Consider the following 17,552-nt stretch of genomic DNA (forward strand, 5'->3'; position numbering starts at 1 on the left):
AAGTCATTTTAGCTGAGGGTACTTTTTAATTCGTTTTTACAGTCACTTACTGGAAATTCCTTGGTTTTTTCCAGAATTTGCGAACCAGTATGCAGCTCCAATGAACACGGCTCCACCAATGATATTGCCGATTGTTACTGGCACTAAGTTTGCCGCCAACCCGGCCAATGAAACAGTGTCGGGGTGAGGGACCATCAACGAGAGGGAAAGCAAGGTCATGTTTGCAATACTATGCTCGAACCCCGAGGTGATAAATGCGAATAAGCACCAAAAAATCATAATCATTTTTGCGGTTTCTTCTTTAAGTTTAAATGCGCACCAAACAGCCAGGCAGACGAGAATATTACACAGAATCCCACGCATAAGCAACTCTATAAATGGCGTATTCATCTTTGCGCTTGCTGCTGTATTAATATAGTCCGCTGTATCTCCGGATGCCAAGCCCGAATAGAAAAAAAGAGCTGCAACGAGAATAGAGCCTGCAAAGTTGCCAACATAGCTAAATGTCCAGATTTGAATGGTTTCATACCAAGTCGTTTTCTTAGTCAACGTACCAATGGTCATGATCATGTTATTACTTGTAAATAGGTCGGATCCAGCCATTAAGACCAAGCTTAATGCGATTCCAAATGTAACGCCCATAATAATTTTCGTTCCTGCAAAGCCTGTAGGTCCAAGCAAACCACCAATTGTAAAGATAAGAATGATTCCAAATCCAACGAAAAATCCCCCCATCATTGTCAAGATGAGGTATCTACTTTTACTGGTATGTAATTGATTTACTTTTGTAATGGCTGTATCACCCAACGTAGCGATTGTTGCTTTCATCTTTTTCCCTCCGACTACCATAAGCGTGCCTTTTTAAGCATAGTATCTATTATAATCCAAGTGTATATTCTATCACTAATGACTATACTACTAATCATAGAAACGTGGTACTTTCTGTGAAAATGAAAAATAATACAACGCCCCATCCGAGCCTGCGGATGAGGCTGTTCGTCGTTCAGTCTCGTCATTTGTGGTACACCTGAATGAATCGCCCTAATGAGTCGACAATCATGAAACAACCATATCGCTTCTTAGGACCCATGAATAATTAGCATACATCACTTTTGTTATAATAAAGCACCCTTGGTCAAGAATCTCTTGTTATTACTGTTCATTCAGAAGCAATATAAATTTTTGTCTAACCTTTTCCTTCTTAATAATCCTTTTCACACGATATGTATTTTGTAAATACTTTCTAACTTTTCTATTTCCGAAGAATAACCTACGATATCTTTCATCATCATAAATATTCTTAAACCAAGAATGCTGCATTAACATTTCAATATTCTTGTCAATTTTTTGCGTATCCAAAGAATTGGTACCATTTGGTATTAGTGCGGTAAGAAGATCTTCTAACATTGCTTTCACACCTCTTAGTTCTCCAATTTGACGTATCCATTTAAGCGAGCCGGATATTATGAAGATAATCAAAATGGTAAAACATTTATTCTTTAAGGATAAAATTATTATCACTCGTCAAACCTTCACACTCCAATCTAACATATAATTACGCATTTTTTATTTTAAAAATCCATGTCTGTTTATTAACCAACAATAACCAGTAAATAACTTCCCCCCGACCGCACTTGTATAGTTGCATTTTGGGATCGCTTTAGATTGAATGACTTCTAGTACGATTCCCAAGATGTCTGGAAATGAAGGGATGCGACAAAGTCGTATCCCTAGGTAATCGTATGGTTGTCCTTCATCCGTCGCGCTCCAAATGCATAAGTACACAAAGTGCTGAAGATTTTTGGGACGAAAGAATAGCCGACTTCTAACCTGGAGAAGAGCCGCCAAAGATGCAATTTTGACGGCTGATGCTTTCTCTACGGTTTTTAATTAAGTGTCGCTTTCTATTAGGCAACACAAGCTTAGATGCATAATCTTTACTAAAAGTAAGCAAGGAGCACGTTGTACAAAGTACTATAGTTCCCGAAATTGCATCTTCGGGAACTTACACTCTCCATAGAATGTCATCTATTTTCTTCTTCAAAAACAACCACATTTTTCACTTTAATATTGTAGGAACGCGACAGGCAACTATTCACAACAGGATTAATGAAAAAAGTGTGGCAAGAAGTGACTCCGTCACTTCTTGCCACACTTTACCCCCTCTAGGGAGGAATGAATTGCAATTCCTCCTTAATTCTGTCATGAATAGTTACCCGAAAGCGGTCACAAAATAGTCCAGTGAAAATAGAGGTTATCAAGCCCTTATCACCACTATTTCATGCAAATATATGGTTAATCAACAGTAGTGGTGAAAATTATATATATAGGCACGTTTAATTCAATAAAAAAAGGCTGCATATAAATGCAGCTGTTTTTCCAACTAATCACGCAATAATTGAAGAAAAACTTTTTTGATATGCAATCATTCGGAGGCTTTGTGAGCATCGATATTCTATTTATCGGTAATTGTCGTGGGTTGGTTGAAACAAATCTTCTTGAGTAGTCCGAACAACGGAAAAATGATCAACATTGTAATGACCATGAAGTGTTTCATTGTGATGACTTATTATCTTTTCGGCAGATAAGATTGAAGAATCTGTCGTCGAATGTCCATCTCCAACTAAAGTAACATCAAAATAATTGACTGTTGCAGTTCTAACCGCTGTGTCAATACAGTGTTCTGTTTTACATCCCATTATAACAAGGTGTTCGATCTTGTTATCCTTTAAAAAGCCCAATAATGGAGTTCCATAAAACGAATTTGTTGCTTTTTTATCATATACTTTTGACTTAGTAGGAACTTTAATATCCTCATGTATTTGAAACCCTTTACCTTTGCCTTCAGCGACATCTTTATCTCTCACAAAAACTATTAAAGAATCCGATTCTAATGCTTTATTAATAACTATATTGATATTACTCACTAACTTTTCATTATTAAATACACTTTTTTCATTCTGATTACCATCAATTAATTCTTGTTGGGCATCTATGACTAGCAATGCTTGTTTCAATTGAAAAACCCCTTTTCATTTAATTTATCCTGTTCCGCAAGCTACTCTTCAATTTATTGTTCATAATAATCGCCCCCATTTTGTGTAAGTGAAAAAGTTGTTGCATAATTCTATTTCGTTATCAAGTCGATAAAATCCTCTTTAAATCGACATTTAAAAAGCTCGTTCCCACTGTGAACTGCACTCCAATTATTAGACTCACCTTAATAATTGGAAATACTTTTCCTTTTGTCTTATGCTGGTATCTCAGTCGCCATGCCACTCTCCTGTTCATTGTTCGATCTAAAGCGGAATCAGTATTAAGCCTACACCTGAAAATTATTATGACTTTATGTAAAATACATGAAAATATTGTTCGTAGTATGATATGGTAAATTATCTATAACTAATGATTAGAAGGTGAAGTACATGCTAGAAGTAACTGAAAGTAAATTAGCACAGTATGTCGTTCATTATGTAAGCGATACGCTTGTTTGGGGAGATGAGGTATTCTCTCAACCAGAGGTCATGCTTGAAGCGGCTTTTACACAATTAGCGTTTAACAAAGTTGATTTTGAGCAGCAATATGATTTTTTTCACGAAACGGATATTGGATTAAATGAAGTATATTCATATGTGAATTCAATTTTTGATCAGGAGAGCAATTTCCTTAAACAATCTAAGCATATCGCCACTCACTTACAAAGTGTATCCCAGCACCCTAATATTAAAAGCGGTGAATTGTTTATTGGATTATTCGATAATTGCTTATGGCAGTCAGAGGTAAAAAAGGTAATTGCCATTGTAAAAATTGATGAAAAAGAAATGTTTTTAGATGTACAAAACGATCAAAACAAAGTAATCGTAAGTGGCATCGACGGTATTAATGTGAAGAAAATCAATAATATGGCCGTAATCGTGGATATGGGGCCAGACGTAGCACCCGCTGTCTTTATGAAAACGAAGAAAAAAGAAGATGTTGTTTACTGGCAAGAGCGTTTTTTAAAAATTAAAGTAGCGGATGAACAGTATCATAAAACCAATTTAGCATTAACAGAATGCAAAAAATTCATTATAAAAGAAGAGAGTTTTACGAATACCAAGAAATTGGGGTTATTAAACAAAACGCTCGAGTACTTTAGAAATGAAGAAGAATTTCAAGTAGATGACTATATTGAAACCGTCTTTGAGGGAACCGATCCTGTCAAAAAAGATATAATCGTCAATTCAGCAAAACCATACGAAACGGTCATTTCCGAAAGTGCAATCTTCAAGGCAGAAAAAAATTTTAAACGAAAAATTAAACTTGATTCTAATATTGAAATTCAAGTTAACGTCCGCGATATCGAGCAAATTGATGAACTGATTGAAGTCGGCTATGATGAAGCAACCAATCGAAAGTTTTATAAAATCTATTTCCAAGAAGAAATATAATCACAAAATGATAATAATCCAAAACTCTTAGAAGAGTTTTGGGATTTTGTATAAATAAATTATGCAGATAAACGAATTGGTATGCCGAAAAATCAGTAGAGAGCTAATAAAATGAACCTCGAATAAATATGCTAATTCGAGGTTCATTTTATGTTTATTAATAACGTGGATCATAATTCTTTAAGTCTTCCTTTTCATGCCTGCATTCTGTCCTTCATCAGTAATTTTATAATTAAATTTAAATACATCGTTGTCATGGGCAAAATAGATATACTCAACATTTGTTTCATTTTTGAAAGTTACAATTGCATAGTATGCTGGAAACTTAAATCCCCATTTCCCCTCAATAGATTCAAAATCCTCTTTTTTATACCCTTTCTCTTCAATGAGGTAAGTAGTTACTCTATTTTTGTAGATATATTTATTTACTTGGATTGATGCTATCGGTACAATTACTATTCCAATAAGAATAACCAGAAGAGTAGCGTATAGAAAATGTAGTTTTCCCATGCCGGAGTTTGCTTGACGTATGTTTTCCGCGAAATGTTGGTGATACCCTATACCAAAACAAATAAAAAAAAAGAGAGGCGATTCGCCACTCTTTTTTTATTTGTTTCTTATGCCTCAGAACCGATATTTTCAATATCTATGATCACGCATACACTTGTGAGTTAATTAGCAACTTTCAGCGGTGTACTACTTGTATAAAGAAACAAATCATAATGATTAAATACATCTATTATGTCTGTAAAAACTGGATTACCATTACCCAACTTACCTACATGAATTCCGGTTAAAACGTTACCATTTGAACTTGGACGATAAATGGCTCCTCCACTATCCCCTCCGGCGGAATAATTAGCCGAGTCATCCGGAACTACTACAGATACTATTCTAGTGAATGGAGGTTTCTCCCAATTATTAGATACAAAACCTTTTTGGATAACTCTGCCGCAGGCTTTAGGTGTACTTATACCAACACGACAAATTACTTGACTAAATGCAGGACTTGTTGATGCGGCATTTATGAAATGATTATCAAACACTTCTGATGTACTACCGTCTGAAACCACTTTAATTCCATTAGTAGCATAGCGTCCACCTGACAATCCATTATCCATTATTTTCACTTAAGCGGCGTCTAAGTTCACATGGCCTGCAGAAGTATGCTGGCGACCCACGTTAGAACTCCATTGTTGTACAAGACTGCCTGTACCGTTACTAGCTGTAGTTCCAGAGTTAAAACAGTGAGCAGCAGTCAAAAAAAGTATTGACCATTTTTATATGCTATCCCTGCTACCGAACAAGAACCGCCAGGTGGTAGAATACCAAGACCTGCCCCTAGTTTATTCCAGTTAGACATTACAGACTTCTCTGATACACCTGTACTATTAAATTTCTCTAGTTTAAATTCCAATACATTGGAATGATTTTCCATAAGTTTTTCTAATAAATTATTATCTAAGGATTCAGCCGAAAACTTAACTTTTCCTTCGTATATATCAGAAACTAATTCAAATTTAGGTAACTTTGATTCATCTCCGTAATAGTTTTTTACTTCTTCATAAATTATCATTTGCTGTTTAAATAAATCATCATACGTGTATTTAGTTACTTCTGTTTTTATACCACTTTTTTCAAGACTATTGATTAATTCTCTCACGGCTTTATTGGAGGTATATTCACTCTCCTTATATCTAAAATGCAGTACATCATCTTCATCAAAGTATAAATCTCCGCTAGATCCAATGTTACCAGCCAATGTATTCATTTTTTTGTTATGTTATTAAATGCCTCTAATTGTTTGTCTTGGTTCTGGATAGTGGTTTCGGTTATTTTTTGCTGTGTAGCAAGTGTTTGACTTTCAAAACTAAACAGTAAGATGACGACACTAAAGAGAAAGGTCGCAATAAATGCTATTTTTTTCAAATTGTCCCACTCCTTTAAGAGTATTATGTTGGTGTCATGACAAATTAACTAATAACACGGAATACTGCGTGTGCGTTTTTAACATTTACTTACCCAAAAAGTTAATTAACTTTGGAATGGCTTTTTCATTCAAAGAATATTTTACATCGTCTACCTCAAAGCGTCCTGTAATACTGGAAAAAAGCCATAAATCTATTGTTTCTGTTGCATCATTTTTGTAAGTCACCTCAAGCTTATATCTAGACCCGACATCTGACACAGGACCTTGATATCTATCCGCATTTTGCATGGCGTCTACAAAAATATTGATCTCATCGGCATTTTTAATTTCTTGTGGGTCCGTTGGCTCTGGTCCTTGGTCTATTGCAATAATTGCTTGAATTTCGTCTCTAAATTTAAACGTATCTTCCTCCTTTTCTTTATTATTACATCCAACTAGCAACAGTAAGCCGAATAAAATAAACAGTTTTTTCATTATTGTTCCCTTCCTTCGTTTATAGTAAACTCACAAACTTACATTTTATTTCCCAATGTCCCTTTCCCCCTTTAAACATACGACGAGTTGTTTAAAGAAATTGTTACATTTTTCTTTCTCAAATATCAAAAAAGCCACCTTTCCTTCTTGACTGTTGCCTTTATGAAAGGGATGAGTTATTGAACATTAAAAAAATAAAAAAGTCCCCTATAACCCCCTTAACTATGAGGTGGTCAGTAACTCCTTATTTTCTGTACAATCCCTTAGCGTATGTTTTACGCTTTTTGTTGGTAGGACCCCTTTATGACAAGCGTCTTTAAAAATTATTTTCAAATCTACTTTTCTTTTTTGAACAACCTTTGCCACCACGACTTTTTTTGGTATGTCAACACTAAATCAAACACTATTATTAAGGGCTAATTTTTTATAAGCAACCGGACTTAGGTAGCCTAATGTACTATGCGAACGGATATTATTGTACCAATTGACATAATCAAAAAGTTCAAGAGACAGCTGTTCAAGGGTTTGATAGTGCGTTCCGTTGATTAATTCGGTTTTTAAAATCTTAAATGTTGCCTCTGCCACCGCATTATCATAAGGATTCCCTTTATGACTGAGTGATCTTTTGATCTTGTAACCACTTAATAATTCATCAATCCCGACGTTTTTAAATTCAGAACCACGGTCTGTATGAAATAAGTTCACATTCCCTAATGGGGATTTAACAGAATCGAAGGCACGCTGAACTAGGGCTGCGTCTTTTTGTGCTCCGACGCTCCACCCGACAATTTTACGGTTGTATAAATCGATTAAGAAACAAACGTAACTCCATCGGTATCCTACTTTCACGTAAGTTAAGTCGCTTACTAACACGGACATCTCTTTGTCCACTTCAAATTCTCGATTTAGAACGTTTCTAACAGATTCTTCATTTGGTCTTGTCGCCATTGGTTTATAAGAAGGTTTGGCGTATTTTGATTGGAGGCCAAGTTCGCCCATCAATCTTCCAATTCGACGTCTAGAGATTGTAAAGCCTTTCGTCTCTTTGTCTAGTTCTATCTTTAGTTTCCGAGTTCCATAAACGTGTCGGTTTTTATTGAAAACCTCAGCGATCTTTTCTTTCAATACGCGTTCTTCTTCCCGCTTTTCTTGTTCTTTTTGAGCGGATACTTCAGTGTCATAATAGAAGGTGCTACGCGCTATTTTCAGGACTTTACACATTGCTGATACCGAATATTTGTGGCGGTTTTGTTGAATCACATCTATTTTCGTCCCATGATCAGCGCTGCTTGCTTTAGAATATCTACTTCCATTTCTAGTTGCTTATTTCTTTTACGCAGGGCAATCAATTCTTGTTCTTCTGAAGGTCGATTATCTTTCTCTTTAAAAGAACCAGACTGCCTGAATTGTGTAATCCACCTATCAAGAGCAGATGCTGTTAATTCATATTCTTGGACAATATCTTGTCGGCTTTTTCCGTTTTCGTATAGGGCTACCACTTGTTTTTTGAAATCTGTTGAAAACGTTCTTCTTTTTACGGACATAGTAGATCTCCTCACTTCTTGTGTATTATTCTACATGCCCTTAATTTAATTGTCCGATTAAGTGTAACCTATCCATTTTTCTTCGATGTGTGAAGCAGCTGCAATTTTTTTTTGACTTTCATCTACCACTGCGCACAATTGTTGAGTGAAAAAGGTGATTGTTGCCGTTGACTTTTTTATTTTAGCCCCTGCAGGAAACCTATGCAAAACGCAGTTTTTTTCCAGGAAAAATCACGGCGTATAAATGGGCACTCTCTTTCAAACTCGTGAATTTTAGGATTTTGTTTAATTGATCGTTGCAATATCAATAATTTTTTTAGATATGAAAATAAGATACGTAAAATTTTAAAGGGACAAGCCGTTATGGGTTTCTGGTAAGGACTAAAAAAGGATTTTAATGATCTTTAAAGTTCTTCTCATTCTGCACCCCCATTTTGGATTTATGATTTCGCCATAAACTCCATTAGGTCAATAAGCAGATTCTTGCGTATATTGTTCCGGATATAAGTGACCATTATTCGAAACTCACACTCAGTAGTTCAAGTTTTAAGAGCTTAAACTTTTTTTATGATAAGGAGTAGGAATATTGATTAATAAGATTTTTAATTAAGGGATTAAGTTCTTCTGGTAATTCACTCACTTTAAAAAACTTCGCTTCAGTTGTTTCTATACCGTCTGCTTTTAATATCCCACCCTTAATTTCTTTTGAAACATAGGCAATTGTAACAGGATAGAATTCGTCACCGTTTGGTAATTTAACAAAGTGTTGTTTCCCTGAAAAAACACCAATCAAATCAAGTTTTCCAATTTCAATTCCTGTCTCCTCTAATACTTCCCTTCTTCCAGCTTCCTCAGTAGACTCCCCTAATTCTATAAATCCGCCAGGGACTCCCCAAAGCCCATCTCTACGTTTCTGAAACAAGAATTCACCAGCTTCATTAATTACAGCTACCGCTACACCCGTCAAAATTAACGGTTGATTTCCAACAACTTTTCGTAAATCCTCAATATAGCCCATAATTACCTCCACAATATAATTTTTTTTGTGCTTAAAAATGAAATTCGGTATCTTGAAGAAAACCCCTCTTTATACCACAATTTTCCTAGTTTAGCGGAAAAGAGAAATTCCAACTTAAGCCGCCTACCGCATGTTCAATTATCAAATTTGTTTGTTCGTTAAGGGTTTCATACCTCTTTTATGTAGTACCTTTTCTAGCCATTTCATTTTCACTATAAAACGACTCAACTAGATTAGTCGCAAATTCATCTGCCTCATAAGGATATTTGATATTTAATAGCTCACTCACATCAATAGCTATATTTCTGAAAACGTTCATTGTATTTTCTAAAGCATCCCATATCTCATTTTCTTCATAGTGAGAGTACAAACCTATAAATGCTTGAACAATGTTAGGATCTGCCCATTTTTCAAAAAACGAAACCCATGCCAAGTATCAAAATCAGCGCCTTTTTTTAATTTTGTTTGTGTTTTAACTAATAATATGAGTAGGTTTTTCATATAAGAATCACAAATTGATTTACCGTCTAAAAGTTCGCCACGTCGGATTTTTTTCGAAGCTAGAACGGCATGATACCAAAAATCATTGATTAAATTATTGACCTCTGCTGCCTCTAAACCAGGATCTATGTTATTTTCATCTTTAGATTTCTGTAAAATAGATGTGGTAAGACTATCTTTATCAATTAAAACTCTTACTCCTTTTGACAAGACTCTTATTACTTCGCTTTTTCTTTCCAATACAGATAAAGAGGATACAGAAAAAATCGCAAAATCTACATCGAGTCCTTCTTCAAATAAAACCCTCCTTTCAGTACCTCCACCAACTGCAGTATTTTCAAGGAATGTGATGTGGACCTTTGCAATTTTTAGTAACCACTTTTCATCAACAAGTAAAGATTGAGGATTATTCGCAAAAATAACTAGATCTAGATCTGACCATTTATCTGCCGGCATTTCCTTTCTTGCTCTAGAACCTACAATTAACACTGCTCGAATATTTTCGTCTTCCTGTGCAAATAAAACAAATTCTTCTAATAATTTCCCATAAGTTAATTTATCCATTCTTCATTCCTCCAATATTATTTAACGGACTTCCCTAACCCATTTATTACAATAAGAAAAAAGAACAAGCAACGGAATTATATTGATGAACTATTTTTGCGCAATAGGTTACTATAACACCATAATTTAATCTACTTATTATCAACAATAACAATATAGATTGGTGTATCTGTTTCATATATTTTTGTTCCCACTTATAACTGGTTAGATGTATCGTTTCAAAAGTCTTTCGCTTTCAGTCTAATAACATTAATACAAGACAAAAAATTCCCATCGCACAATTATGTAATTTTATTCCACATAACTTTAACTATATCTGTTAATTCAGAATTTGTAAATCAACGCTTAAAAACAATCTTCAGGGACAGCCTAGTAAAATAATAATGATTGTAGTGTATACTAAACTTAATTCTAAGCTTGTTTTCCTTCTCATGAAGTAAACTAAAAATAACAAAAAATCATTTGAGGTGTATACCTATGAAAAAAACACGCTATGAAAACACGGACAAAAGTGCAACACTAGCCACGTTTAAAGATTTACTAAAGTGGCGAAAAGAAAGAAAAGGTAAGCAAATTGATTTATCGTTTCAAGTGCCAATGGTAGATAAAACAGAAGAAGCGTTCCTACAATCAAATCGTACGATTCCCACAATCACATGGATTGGCCATTCCACCTTTTTAATTCAACTAAATGGACTAAACATCCTAACAGATCCAGTTTGGGCAAATCGTCTTGGCACGGATAAACGACTCTCTCCCCCTGGACTTCCGATAGGTGAATTGCCTCCAATCGATATTGTCCTGATTTCACATAGCCATTACGATCACCTGAGCTATTCTTCTATTAAAAGACTGAAAGGAAATCCAACCTTTTTTGTACCAATAGGACTCGGTAATTGGTTTAAAAGAAAAGGATTCAGCAAGATTGTGGAATCCAACTGGTGGGATGAGCATCAAATAGGGGAATTAACGATTGCCTTTGTTCCAGCTCAGCACTGGGCAAAAAGAACGCTAACGGATACAAATCACTCACATTGGGGGGGATGGATTGTCCAGGATTCAAATCAAACACTATACTTTGCAGGTGACAGTGGATATTTTGAAGGCTTTCGTGAAATCGGGGATAAGTACTCAATTGATTATTGCCTGATGCCGATTGGTGCATATGAGCCGGAGTGGTTCATGGCTGCCCAACATGTTAGTCCAGAAGATGCTGTCAAAGCTTTCATCAATACGCGATCGAAAGTGATGATTCCTATGCATTACGGTGCTTACCGGTTGGCTGATGATACACCTAAAGAAGCACTTGATCGATTACTTGCTGAATGGACAAAAAGAAAGCTAGATGATAATAAGTTAGCTGTTATGAAACTTGGGGAAACCATTCATATGGAGACTCCAATTATTTGAGCTGAAAAAGAGCGAATTCCCTATACTTAAAGGGATTCGCTCTTTCTAATTCACCAACGACCCGCTGAAGGCTTGGGCCAAGAGGATGTTGGTTACACAGATGTTGCCGCAGGACGCCAGCGATTTAAGTCTGAGATCCCTATTCAGTAAATGTAAGTGCCTTCTGTGACTCAAGTTAAATTTCAATAACTATTGGAAGAATCATCGGCCTTCTTTTTGTCCGCGTATATAAAAGTGTTTCAACCGATTTTTTTATATGCTGTTTCAAATTAATTCTTTGATTTCCAATAGCTCCTTGCGATTTGTCAATAGTCCTAATAACTACCTGATTCACTTCATTCAACAATGCTCCCGAATCACTCCCATAGACGAATCCACGCGAAATTGTATCGGGATCAGAAATTAGCTTGCCATCAGTTTTACTTAAGGTAATAACAATAACTAGCATGCCCTCTTCAGACAATAGTCTTCGGTCACGTAACACGATGTTTCCAACATCACCAATGCCCAATCCATCTACGAAAACATTCCCCGATTGTACTTTTCGTGTTTGTCGGGCAACGCCGTTATTAATATCGACAACATCGCCATTGTTAATAATGAAAATATTTTTTCTTTCCACGCCTACGGATTCTGCCAATAAGCGGTGCTGATAAAGCATTCTAAACTCACCGTGAATCGGAATGAAGTATTTCGGCTTCATTAGCGTTAACATTAGTTTCAATTCTTCCTGACAGGCATGTCCTGAAACATGCATGCCAGTTACAGTCCCTGATCCATAGATCACTTTGGCTCCTAAAAGATACAAATTATCAATGATACGTGAGACACTTTTTTCATTCCCAGGGATGGGTGAGGAAGCAAAAATAACCGTATCTTCAGGATGGATCTCTACCTCTCGGAAATTTGAACTAGACAAGCGAGACAATGCTGCCATGGGTTCTCCTTGGCTTCCCGTGCAAAGAATTGCTACCTTTTCTGGGTCCATTCCCCTAACTTCATTTTTGTCGATTAACATGCCTTCTGGGATATTCAAATAGCCGAGTTCCGAAGCAACCGCTACTACATTCACCATGCTTCTACCAAGTAATGCAAGCTTACGGTTTGTTTTTTGCGCGGCATCCACTACTTGTTGTACACGATGAACGTTAGAAGCGAAAGTAGAGATAAATACTTTCCGACGAGCTTTACGGAATGCTTCTTCAATATGCCCGCCTATTAGTCGTTCTGATGGATTAAAACCAGGACGTTCCGCATTGGTGCTTTCCGATAACAGAAGCAACACACCGTCACTGCCTATTTTAGCCATTTTATGAATATCTGGATATTCGTCGCCGAGTGGGGTTAAATCGAACTTGAAATCACCGGTATGCACGACCGCCCCCTCAGGTGTATGGAATACAACGCCTAGACAATCAGGAATACTGTGGTTTGTTTTGAAAAACGTCAAGCCCACCGTTCCAAACTCCAGCTCGGAATCAGCGTTTATCAAAACTAGTTCGGTATGCCTTAAGAGCCCATGTTCTTTTAACTTAAGTTGAATTAGACCTAGCGTTAATGCTGTGGCATATACCGGCATATTTAATCGTTTTAATAAGTATGGAATGCCTCCAATATGATCTTCATGTCCATGGGTAACAACTAATGCCCGAATCTTATCCTTGTTCTCCTGTAAGTATGAAATATCCTGGATAATCAAATCAATTCCTAAAAGACTTTCGTCCGGAAACTTGGCACCACAATCGATTACGACAATATCATCTTCATATTGTAGAACATACATATTTTTACCGATTTCATTAATACCACCTAGTGCAAAAACCGATAATTTATTCTCAGTCTTAGTCAAATTTAATAGCCTCCCACTTTGAAATAATACTCAAAGTATACCCTTAGAGAGTTCTTTTATGATTTTGAATTCTTAAAAGAAAATTCCGATAGTATAGTGACTAAAGACATATTGGACTGTTGTTCTTTTTAGAGCTATCTTTTTCAACCATTAGCAGACATTAGAGTAAATAAAAGCCGATTCCCATAATTAGATAAGCTGCAAACAGGATAAGACCCTCGAACCAATTTGATTCACCGTCATTGGACAGAGTAATGACAAGGAATGTTGCAGATACCATCGCTACCAACTCTGGAACAGTGAAAACAAGTGCCATTGGTTTCGGCATCAATAATGAGATGAGTACAAGGACTGGCGCAACAAACATAGCAACCTGCAACGTGGAACCGACAGCTATTTCGACAGCTACATCCATCTTATCCTTGACCGCCATTGTAATTGCGGAAACGTGCTCAGCCGCATTTCCAACAATCGCGACAATAATGACACCAATGAACAGCTCGGTCCAACCAAACTTTTCACCAAGCATTTTAAATGTATGAACCAACTGCTCTGATACGAAAGCAACCGTTAATGTTGCAAACAATAATACAAGGATCGATTTGCGCTTCGTCCACTCCGGCGTTTCCTGCTCCTCCACTACCTTATCAGAAGAGGCAAAGATGCCACGGTGCGTAACGAGTTTAAAGAACAGTCCTGCAAGATAAAGGACAATTAGTACAACCGCGATGCCAATACTCAAGTTTAATGTCGTTTGTGTATTCATAGACATAGAGAAAATTTCAGGAATGACAAATGCCACAATGACAGCGAAAATCAGCAATCCCGAATTATATTGTGCATCATGGAGACTGAAATTCTGACGTTTGAATTTGATGCCCCCTGCGAAAAAGGAGAGTCCGAGCACAAGTAACAGATTCCCAAGTACAGAGCCCGTGAGTGAAGCCAAGACGATACCAACCATTCCTGCCTTCAATGTAAAAATTGAAATGATGAGTTCGACTGCGTTGCCAAATGTCGCATTCAATAAACCACCAATCCTCGGTCCACTAACGATGGCGAGGCTTTCTGTTGCCCGGCCTATGTATCCTGAAAGCCCGATGATGCTTATACAGCAAAGGATGAACATCATAATGTCCGACCAGTTTAGAAATGCACCGGCAATCACGAGTGGGACACCGGTACTAACAAGGATGGCAAATAATCGATTCACTATAATCACCCCTTAAGATAAATAAAACCTTTTCCCTATCTTCCCCTTTTGAAGATTAAACAAACGTTTGAAGGTGTTCGTAGATTATTTTGATGCACTGGCCTAGTAACGTTTACTAGCATTTCATAGACAAGAACCAAGTACTCAATAGCGCAGAAAACAGAAAAAAACCTCTACTTCACGAATGATGTAGAGGGAATTGGTCTTACAACTATGCCTATATCAGCTGACTACTCCTTTCCTATTGTGCAACAACATAACTAATCCAATTCCCTTCATCAAATTGGCAATCTAAACCGCGTAATCCTGAGGGTATTCAATAAATTTGGAGCCTATATATGCCTCTGCTACCCATTTTCAAATCTTTTTTCTAGTTTGTCATGTCATTTTCTTAACTTGATTTTAGGTGCTCATGTTCCTGCAAACAATCTAACAGTTCTTTTACGGCGACTTCTCCTGCATGAATCCACCTGTTTTTATCAATGATCTTCCCGTCCGGATCAATCGGTGCCTGGAATTGGTTAAAACCAGTTGCATTTAGTAATGAACTTTCATCACTATCTAGTCCGACATGAACGACATGCTTAATGATATAAGATGTTTCAAATTCAATTGAAGCGTTATATTCATCAAGTTCACCTTCAGTTACGAAAAAAGGAATTCGCACATAAATGGTTTCCCCGCCTTCGCGACATAAAATATGGTCAAAACATCCTTTATGATAATCCCAATTTCCACCTAAATGATAACCGAGCCCTCGAATACAATCGCTCACTACACCAAAAGAAGCCTTTTGCCCTTCAAGCTCAGTTTGTAATTTTAACATTATTTTTCCTCCTTCTAAATTGCTTCATAAACAGCATTCACAAAAGAAGGTGTAAAAATACTACCAACATTTACAAGGACAACGAAAGAAAAAACTGGATTATGACCGTCTTAGGTGGAGTTATGCTCGCCTTAAGAGGACTTATGCTCGGCATGATTGACTTTATGATCGTCTTAAGAGGACTTATGCTCGACATGAATGAAGTTATGACCGCCACACCCTATTTCTCCATAAAAAAATTGATTGTCTCCTAAAAAGAGACAATCAATTTTCATCTGATACTACCCTAATATATCCTTCACCCGCTTAACATACGGTTCCTTATCATAGGAACGATACAATTGACTGGAAAGTTTAATTGGATCGCCGAAGAAAAACCGTTCATATAACGTTTCGCGTGTACCAAAAGAGCTCATCGTTAAATCCCATGCTAAACGAAAAATTTTGACACGATCCTCGGCATTTTTGGATTTGGCTTGTAAGTATTGATCTAAATCTTTTCTAATACTTGATTGAAATGCATTTTCTGTAGGGATAGACATCAATCCACTTGCACCCAAAAGCTGAATGATCTCAGTAAATTTCGGATAAGTCCGTGGAAATATATTAATCGCGATTTGCAGTGTTGTTCGATTGGGTTGCATAAATCCCCATTCATCGATTTCCGCTTCAATTTCTGATTTCATGACCAATGCTTTCATCGTTTCTAAAGCGACAATAATTTCAGAAGCCTTCTCTTGAACATGCTGATATTCCCCAATATTAATGGTTTCGATGATAGACTGAACTATTCCCAAAACAAATTCCGTTTTGACAATTTGTCTAGAAACAACTTGATGCAGTGTAAATGGCAAGAAAGAACTAGAAGCCACAAAACTGTTCGCTACTTCTATGTTGTCATAGTAAAAAACACGCTGCCAAGGTACCAACACATTGTCGAAAACAACAATCGTATCCATTTCCTCATACCGCGAACTTAATGGGTAGTTAAATGTCGAGTCGCCTCCGACAAATGATTCTCTACAGACAAACTTTAGACCTTGACTATTACTAGGGATAGAAAAAGCAAATCCATGCTCTTTCTCATCAACTCCGCCCGCAGCAATCACCATGATTTCATCCGTTATTCCACCCTGTGTTGCCAGCAACCGTGCACCTTTTATAATGATACCCTCTTCATTTCTCTCCATCACTTTCGCAGCAATCGGCTCATCTGAATCTTCAAAATAGAATTGTGCTCGATTTACTTGTGGGTCAATAAATGTATGGGTCATGGACAAATCGTTTTCACGTGCATATTCATAAAACGCAAGTATATTCTCTGGAAAACAATTTTCTTTTCCTTTCATTAATCCTACAGATGATGCAAGCGCCATTAATACGGTATTCATATAGTCTGGACTTCTTCCCATCATTCCATTATTCGATTTAGCCCACTGCTGAACCATTGCTCGCCTTTGAGCTAAATCATCTTTTGTTGTAGGCTGTAAATAAGACATACCTACTGGATCTCCAGTTGACGGCGATTGATAGGTCACACTATCTTTTACTAGTGCATCATGCTGCAAATCATATAGTGCTGCCTGACTTTTCATGACACCTTTGAATGCTGGATGCTCAGAAATATTGCCTGTCACAAGATTACCGTCTATCCATACATTCGTTTGCAGCTGATCAATCCGGCCAATATAGTCGTTTCCTGTAATCGCTGGCATAGACACACTCCTAACTAATAGTAGCGGATTAATTCATCATCCATCTATTTCCTTAGTTGTATTCTATTATTATTTTCT

At 36.7% G+C, this 17,552-nt stretch carries 17 protein-coding genes and 1 pseudogene; 3 read left to right on the plus strand and 15 right to left on the minus strand.

The genetic code is table 11. The features are described from left to right. Positions 1-42 precede the first annotated feature (42 nt). The 3 genes from FQ087_RS08415 to FQ087_RS08425 all read right to left on the minus strand — a co-directional run bounded on the left by FQ087_RS08415 (position 43) and on the right by FQ087_RS08425 (position 3,017). Positions 43-828: a formate/nitrite transporter family protein gene (locus FQ087_RS08415; protein WP_149580013.1), complete on the minus strand. Its 786-nt coding sequence runs from the start codon at positions 826-828 to the stop codon at positions 43-45. Positions 829-1,152: 324 nt separating this feature from the next. After that, on the minus strand, positions 1,153-1,407 hold the full coding sequence (locus FQ087_RS08420) for a hypothetical protein (RefSeq protein ID WP_149580014.1): 255 nt from the start codon (positions 1,405-1,407) through the stop codon (positions 1,153-1,155). Between the two features lie 1,052 nt (positions 1,408-2,459). Next, on the minus strand, positions 2,460-3,017 hold the full coding sequence (locus FQ087_RS08425; protein ID WP_149580015.1) for an isochorismatase family protein: 558 nt from the start codon (positions 3,015-3,017) through the stop codon (positions 2,460-2,462). A 408-nt stretch (positions 3,018-3,425) separates the two neighbouring features. Between FQ087_RS08425 and FQ087_RS08430 the strand changes: the two genes are divergently transcribed. Next, the gene (locus FQ087_RS08430) at positions 3,426-4,430 is read left to right on the plus strand and encodes a nucleoid-associated protein (protein WP_149580016.1); all 1,005 of its coding nucleotides are present in this window, start codon (positions 3,426-3,428) and stop codon (positions 4,428-4,430) included. A gap of 180 nt (positions 4,431-4,610) precedes the next feature. On the opposite strand, the gene FQ087_RS08435 is transcribed toward FQ087_RS08430, so the two are convergent. The 8 genes and pseudogenes from FQ087_RS08435 to FQ087_RS08465 all read right to left on the minus strand — a co-directional run bounded on the left by FQ087_RS08435 (position 4,611) and on the right by FQ087_RS08465 (position 10,461). Further along, entirely contained in the window at positions 4,611-4,940 is a 330-nt protein-coding gene (locus FQ087_RS08435) for a DUF3139 domain-containing protein (protein WP_149580017.1), read from the minus strand. Between the two features lie 161 nt (positions 4,941-5,101). Next, complete coding sequence (locus tag FQ087_RS08440) at positions 5,102-5,560, minus strand: chymotrypsin family serine protease (RefSeq protein ID WP_149580018.1); 459 nt, start codon at positions 5,558-5,560, stop codon at positions 5,102-5,104. Positions 5,561-5,688: 128 nt separating this feature from the next. Continuing rightward, a complete protein-coding gene (locus FQ087_RS08445) occupies positions 5,689-6,192 on the minus strand; it encodes a hypothetical protein (RefSeq protein ID WP_149580019.1) in 504 nt (167 codons plus the stop codon). A 5-nt stretch (positions 6,193-6,197) separates the two neighbouring features. Next, complete coding sequence (locus FQ087_RS22400) at positions 6,198-6,359, minus strand: hypothetical protein (RefSeq protein WP_188006676.1); 162 nt, start codon at positions 6,357-6,359, stop codon at positions 6,198-6,200. Between the two features lie 85 nt (positions 6,360-6,444). Further along, a complete protein-coding gene (locus FQ087_RS08450) occupies positions 6,445-6,834 on the minus strand; it encodes a YhfM domain-containing protein (protein WP_149580020.1) in 390 nt (129 codons plus the stop codon). 396 nt (positions 6,835-7,230) lie between these two features. Further along, positions 7,231-8,378 (minus strand): IS3 family transposase gene (locus FQ087_RS08455; protein WP_149580021.1). Its coding sequence is split into 2 segments (ribosomal slippage): positions 7,231-8,132 and positions 8,132-8,378, totalling 1,149 coding nucleotides; the frame shifts between segments, so codons are not numbered across the junction. Positions 8,379-8,943: 565 nt separating this feature from the next. Next, a complete protein-coding gene (locus tag FQ087_RS08460; RefSeq protein WP_149580022.1) occupies positions 8,944-9,396 on the minus strand; it encodes an NUDIX hydrolase in 453 nt (150 codons plus the stop codon). A 178-nt stretch (positions 9,397-9,574) separates the two neighbouring features. Then, positions 9,575-10,461 (minus strand): annotated as a pseudogene (locus FQ087_RS08465) (aminoglycoside 6-adenylyltransferase). A 477-nt stretch (positions 10,462-10,938) separates the two neighbouring features. On the opposite strand from FQ087_RS08465, the gene FQ087_RS08470 reads away from it, so the two are divergent. Beyond that, entirely contained in the window at positions 10,939-11,871 is a 933-nt protein-coding gene (locus FQ087_RS08470) for an MBL fold metallo-hydrolase (RefSeq protein WP_149580023.1), read from the plus strand. A gap of 175 nt (positions 11,872-12,046) precedes the next feature. On the opposite strand, the gene FQ087_RS08475 is transcribed toward FQ087_RS08470, so the two are convergent. The 3 genes from FQ087_RS08475 to FQ087_RS08485 all read right to left on the minus strand — a co-directional run bounded on the left by FQ087_RS08475 (position 12,047) and on the right by FQ087_RS08485 (position 15,759). Then, entirely contained in the window at positions 12,047-13,720 is a 1,674-nt protein-coding gene (locus FQ087_RS08475; protein WP_149580024.1) for a ribonuclease J, read from the minus strand. 160 nt (positions 13,721-13,880) lie between these two features. Next, positions 13,881-14,936, minus strand: a complete 1,056-nt coding sequence (gene cax, locus FQ087_RS08480) for a calcium/proton exchanger (RefSeq protein ID WP_149580814.1) — start codon at positions 14,934-14,936, stop codon at positions 13,881-13,883. A gap of 388 nt (positions 14,937-15,324) precedes the next feature. Next, positions 15,325-15,759, minus strand: coding sequence for a YugN family protein (locus tag FQ087_RS08485; RefSeq protein WP_149580025.1), 435 nt, complete (start codon positions 15,757-15,759; stop codon positions 15,325-15,327). Positions 15,760-15,881: 122 nt separating this feature from the next. Here FQ087_RS08485 and FQ087_RS22970 point away from each other — a divergent pair, with 122 nt between their 5' ends. Further along, on the plus strand, positions 15,882-16,013 hold the full coding sequence (locus FQ087_RS22970) for a hypothetical protein (RefSeq protein WP_255452183.1): 132 nt from the start codon (positions 15,882-15,884) through the stop codon (positions 16,011-16,013). A gap of 27 nt (positions 16,014-16,040) precedes the next feature. Here the strand turns inward: FQ087_RS22970 and hpaB are convergent, their stop codons facing one another. After that, positions 16,041-17,474: a 4-hydroxyphenylacetate 3-monooxygenase, oxygenase component gene (gene hpaB, locus FQ087_RS08490; protein ID WP_149580026.1), complete on the minus strand. Its 1,434-nt coding sequence runs from the start codon at positions 17,472-17,474 to the stop codon at positions 16,041-16,043. Positions 17,475-17,552 lie beyond the last annotated feature (78 nt).

It is taken from the genome of Sporosarcina sp. ANT_H38, from assembly GCF_008369195.1.
Lineage (GTDB): Bacteria > Bacillota > Bacilli > Bacillales_A > Planococcaceae > Sporosarcina.